The 797-nt window shown below is 59.3% G+C and carries 1 pseudogene; it reads right to left on the bottom strand.

The features are described 5' to 3' along the window. A pseudogene (locus A6A04_RS22610) lies at window positions 1-797 on the bottom strand (VWA domain-containing protein); the annotation flags it as partial.

The raw sequence follows: 797 nt of genomic DNA, 5'->3' as shown, positions 1-797 counted from the left end.
AATTTCTTCACGGCCAGCACCACCTCCATCTTCGGACAGATGATTGCGGTGACCGAGGCTATCCCGGCTCCATATGTCTCAAATTTGACGCCATGCATGGAGATGTCGATTGCGGGGGTTTCCCGCTTGTCGCCATCCTCACCGATCCATTGAACCTCCATGGCTCCGGGCGGGACAGATACGCGCAATGAGAACCGTCGCTCGACATTGACAGCCCCGCTCTCATTGACGAGAAGCTTACGTCGCAGTTTCTCCGCATCATCGAGAGCGTTCTTGACCTTGGCGTCGATGTACTGAGATGCAAGGTCCAAGGGTACGGCGGGTCCAGCCTTGGCCGACGACGCGACCGGCGCTCGCCGACGGAAGAAAGCATAAACCCCGGCGGCTCCTCCCAGCAGCACCAGCACGATCAACCAGGATGAGGGCTGGTCATCTTTTGAAGGTGACGGAGCCACGGGTTGTTGCGGTGCCGGTTCTGGTGCTTTCGTTTCAACCGGTGGAGCTGGCGGCCTGGAGGCTGGCATCTCCTTGGGCTGAACCTTTGCCGCGATCTCGGGAATGGCGGTCAAGGCGACTGCCGCCCGGTGCTCATGGTCGTCAGGCAAAGCCTCCTTGACGATGGCGCTGGAATGCTGCTGCAAGGCCGTCATGGCCTTCTGCAACTGCTCGACAGGGTTTTCCTGAGCGGCAACCCGCATGGGCAGATACTGGGCTCCCGCCGCCTTGGCCCAGGTTTTGAGATAGTAGGAGGTTCCCGACAAATCCCAGATGATAAGCCTATCTCCGATCAACTTGGC

Origin of the sequence: Paramagnetospirillum marisnigri (assembly GCF_001650715.1) — a bacterium.
Taxonomy (GTDB): Bacteria; Pseudomonadota; Alphaproteobacteria; order Rhodospirillales; family Magnetospirillaceae; genus Phaeospirillum; species Phaeospirillum marisnigri.
This window is presented reverse-complemented; position numbering and strand designations above follow the sequence as displayed.